Origin of the sequence: Streptomyces sp. NPDC059564, from assembly GCF_042735575.1 — a bacterium.
Classification (GTDB): Bacteria; Actinomycetota; Actinomycetes; order Streptomycetales; family Streptomycetaceae; genus Streptomyces.
On record NZ_JBHWBP010000538.1, the window covers coordinates 1 to 3,628 of the forward strand.

A 3,628-nucleotide genomic window follows, 5' to 3' on the forward strand; every position below is an offset into this window, starting at 1 on the left:
TGGTTTTGGCGGCGGGGGCCGGGGGGGGGGGGGGGGCCGCGGGGGGGGGGGCGGCCCCCGCCCGGAGGGGTGGCTCGTATCGGACGAGCCGGTCCGGGCGGGCTGGGCGCGGGGTGTCGCTGCCCGTCCGGAAGTGGATGGATTTCGGACCGTGCCTGCGGCCTGATGACCAGGACGGTAACACGAATTTGTGCAGTGGCCTATTTCTAGTCCACTTCGACGATCTCGCTCAGGTGGTAGAAGCGCGGCTTAGGCCATCCCGGCCAGCGCACGGCCACGAGTCGCTCGCCGGTGAACGGGCAGGTTCCGTGCCCGGAGACTTCGCCGAAGGCCCAAACTCCTCTTGCGGGCAGGGGAGTGGTGAAGGTGACCGTCGTCCCGATCTCGTACTCCATGTCGATGCTTCCTTCTGTGGTCACTTGGTTGCGAGAAATTCCAGGCCGCGACCCCATTCGGGTGTGACGGGTTCATGGAAGGAGAAACCGCCTCCCTGTCCTTCGAGGTCGGTTGCGGTCCAGTCGCCGGGCCCGTCGGCGCCGGGCCGCTCGAAGTGCTGGACGTCGCCGGTGCTGAGCGTGATGGCTAGGCGGAGGCCGCCGGATCCGGTGGGTGTCACGCCGAAGTGGCTGCCAGTGGTGAGGGCTTCCTGTGTGAGTGTGTCGCCGAGTATCACGAGCATGTCTCCATATGAGTAGTGGCCTATTTCGTGATTAGTAGAGAGCGGCGAAGCCGTCGCAGAGGCTGCATGTGTCGTCCGTTGCGGAGTTCACGCCGTCGTCGCAGGCCGGGCAGTCGAGGCGGCGCCCGATGCCGTGGCACTCGGCGCACTCGCGGTTCACCTCGCGGGGGCCGTTCAGGTAGGTCTCGATGCCGGTGCCCTCGCAGCTGTCGCACTCGGGCGCGTCCCTGTCGTAGGCGTCGGCGCAGCTGATTGGGGTGTATGTGGGCACGGGGGCTCCTCTCTGCGGTGAGGCGCTCACCGCCTCCCCGATATCTCAATTCTACTATCGATTGAGGGGGTGTCCAGTCCTGGCCACCTCCCAAGCAGCCTATCGGCGAACGTACTTCAGCAGCGCAGACGCCGCGCCTTCGGCCCGCTCGTTCGTCCACTGAGATCCGGACAGGCTCAGGCGAACCACCTGCTTGCCCCCCTCCAGCAACCGCACCACAACCGAGCCCTTCTCCGAGCAGGCCAGCCTCCAGGCTCCCTCTGTGGCGGGGCGCTGCAGCCGGTCGCCGTTCACCTTGGTGGGCCGGTCGTCCACCTGGCCGGGTATCTGATGGCCGATCGCGTTGAGCAGCTGCGCGTCGTGGCGGCATCCTCCGGAGCAGACCATCAGGCATGCCCGCGTGGCGCTGGCGAGCATCGCGTGCCGGACGTCGCTCCCCACCGCCCGGCTGCGCACCTCGACGTGCGGGGCCGGAACGTGGCTGCTGCGCTGTATCCAGAACGCCTCGCTGAGCTCGTCGTTGTCTCGGCGTCCGAGCTCCCAACCCTCCAAGCGGGACAGCTCCGGCCACGTCCACCGCTGGCCTCCCCGCCGGTAGTCGGTTGCGCCGGGCCGGTCCGTCATCCATAGCTGTGTGAACGGCTCGGCATTGAAGGTCGCCCCCGCGTCGTACGAGGTCTCCACACGCACGAGCACCCGGGGCGCGTTGAAGGTGACTTCACGCACGGGCCGGTCCGTCAGCACGGGGCAGTCGCCGCAGGCACCTTGACCGCGTATGCAGGAACCGAAGCCTCCCCATCGCGCCCGTCTCGTCTCCAGGCTCTCGAGGAGCGTCGCGTACGAACGGGGGAGCAGAGCGCACTGCGCGCCGCCCACGCCCATGTGCGCATTCAGGCTCAGCCGGTTGAAGCCCTTGCCGTCCGCGGGCGGATCGATGTGGGTTCAGGAAGATGGATCGGCATCAGAACAGTTCCTCCTGCCCCTTGGTGTCGCCGGGTTTCGACCGGGCTGACTGTCTGGCTCTCGCTGGGGGCTGTTCGCCGAACAGGGCCTGCGTGCCGTGCCGGTCCGGTGTGGCGTAGATCCGTCCGGGGCCGGGGCGTACCGGCACCGTGATCGGGGCGTTGGTGTCGAAGTCGCCATGGTTCATGGCCGTCCAGTCCGGGCCGCTGGCTGAGGGATTGGTCAAGGTTGTCTCCTTCGCTTCGCCGGCGACGGTCTGCGTCGCCGGGCCGGGGCGGCGTGCTACGACGTCTTCGGGGCGTGGGTGATGGGTTCGAGGCCCGAGGCGGCGGTGAGGACGGCGCACGCGTACTCCTCGCGGCGGTGGAACAGGGCGGCGATCGGTGAAGGCGACCACCCCTCTGCGGCCAGGCTAAGGATCACGCTGGAGGCGGCGCGCGACGACATGACCGGAGGACGCAGGCAGTTGTCCGTGTCGACCTGCGCGAGGCGGCTGACCAGCTCCGGGCTCCAGCCCTGCCTGGTCAGGTGGTCGAGCATGGAGGCGGCTCCGGCCGGCTGCGGGTGAGGCGGGAACATCATCTTCTTCCAAGGGGTCGGCGTTTCAGGCTGCGGGCGTCGGCTCGCTGGGCGGTGGTGAGGCGGGGCGGGGCCCGAAGGCCCCGCCCTCTGCTCGCCATTAGGCTGCAGCCGTCTCCGGTTCGCTGGTCTCTGTGGCCTCGGGGTTGACTGCGATCAGCTCGGCGGCCTCGGCGTGTGCCTTGGCCTGCTTGAGTTGCCAGCGCGCCTTCGTCAGGGATTCTGCGACCCGGTCGAGCTGGTCCAGGCGGGCGCCGACCTGGCCCTCAAGGGCCTGAGCCAGCTTGATCGGGTCGGTCTTGGCGATCTCGTCGAGCATTGCGCGGACCTGCTCGATCTTGTCGAGCGTGCCCTTCGTCTTCTTCTGGGCGGCGGCACGCTGCTCACGCTGCTCGTCCGTCAGCTCCTCCGTGATCATCAGAACCTGCTGGTCCTGCTGCTGCTTCATGGCGAAGGAGAAGTGGACGATCTCGTTGTCGCTCTTGAACTCGTCGCGGGTGTACTTCGATAGCAGAGCGCCCTGGTTGGCGAGGCTGAGCGCGGCGATCTGCACGGCTGCCTGCGTGCCGATCTTCCCGTCCTGAACGAGCTGCTGGAACTCGAATCGCAGGTCCAGCAGGGCCAGGCGGAGCTTGACGTAGGCGACAGTCTTGCCGAAGTCGGCGGCCACCGTGGCGATCGTGGAGCCCTCCTCCTCGTCCAGGATCCGCTGGTAGCCGTTGGCCTCCTCGAAGGGGGTCATGTCCTCACGGTTGACGTTCTCCGACATGGACCGCTTGAAGCGGCGCAGCTCGTTCTTCTCCGAGATGATGCTGACCTTGACGGTGGACTTGTTCAGGAGTGTCAGGGCCCGGAAGCGGCGCTCGCCCGAGATGATCTGGTATCCGCCCTTCTCGTCGTCCGGGGCGACCTCGATCGGCGTCATCTGGCCGTACGTGTCGATAGCCTTGGCGAGTTCCTGGATGGCCTCTTCGTTGAAGTACTCGCGCGGCTGGGTCGGGTTCGGGCGGACCTGGGTCATCTTTACGGTGCGGTAGGTCATTTCAGGTTCTCCAAGAGGTCTTCGGCGTTGGCCCCCGCCCCCGCTCGTATCTAAATTCTACTATGAATGAGGGGGGTGTCCAATCCCCTCATCC

Annotated in this window: 7 protein-coding genes; all 7 read right to left on the reverse strand. The window is 67.3% G+C overall.

All coding sequences use genetic code 11. The features are described 5' to 3' along the window. Positions 1-206: 206 nt before the first annotated feature. The 7 genes from ACFV0Q_RS39675 to ACFV0Q_RS39705 all read right to left on the reverse strand — a co-directional run bounded on the left by ACFV0Q_RS39675 (position 207) and on the right by ACFV0Q_RS39705 (position 3,534). Complete coding sequence (locus ACFV0Q_RS39675) at positions 207-395, reverse strand: hypothetical protein (RefSeq protein ID WP_385012731.1); 189 nt, start codon at positions 393-395, stop codon at positions 207-209. A 20-nt stretch (positions 396-415) separates the two neighbouring features. Continuing rightward, the gene (locus ACFV0Q_RS39680) at positions 416-679 is read right to left on the reverse strand and encodes a hypothetical protein (protein WP_385012733.1); all 264 of its coding nucleotides are present in this window, start codon (positions 677-679) and stop codon (positions 416-418) included. 31 nt (positions 680-710) lie between these two features. Beyond that, on the reverse strand, positions 711-950 hold the full coding sequence (locus tag ACFV0Q_RS39685; RefSeq protein WP_385012734.1) for a hypothetical protein: 240 nt from the start codon (positions 948-950) through the stop codon (positions 711-713). Positions 951-1,049: 99 nt separating this feature from the next. Beyond that, positions 1,050-1,676 carry a hypothetical protein gene (locus ACFV0Q_RS39690; protein ID WP_385012736.1) on the reverse strand — a complete coding sequence of 209 codons (627 nt, stop codon included), beginning with the start codon at positions 1,674-1,676 and terminating at the stop codon, positions 1,050-1,052. Positions 1,677-1,911: 235 nt separating this feature from the next. After that, positions 1,912-2,139: a hypothetical protein gene (locus ACFV0Q_RS39695; protein ID WP_385012738.1), complete on the reverse strand. Its 228-nt coding sequence runs from the start codon at positions 2,137-2,139 to the stop codon at positions 1,912-1,914. 56 nt (positions 2,140-2,195) lie between these two features. Continuing rightward, on the reverse strand, positions 2,196-2,495 hold the full coding sequence (locus ACFV0Q_RS39700; protein WP_385012740.1) for a hypothetical protein: 300 nt from the start codon (positions 2,493-2,495) through the stop codon (positions 2,196-2,198). 97 nt (positions 2,496-2,592) lie between these two features. Then, a complete protein-coding gene (locus tag ACFV0Q_RS39705; protein WP_385012741.1) occupies positions 2,593-3,534 on the reverse strand; it encodes a ParB/RepB/Spo0J family partition protein in 942 nt (313 codons plus the stop codon). Between the last annotated feature and the right edge of the window lie 94 nt (positions 3,535-3,628).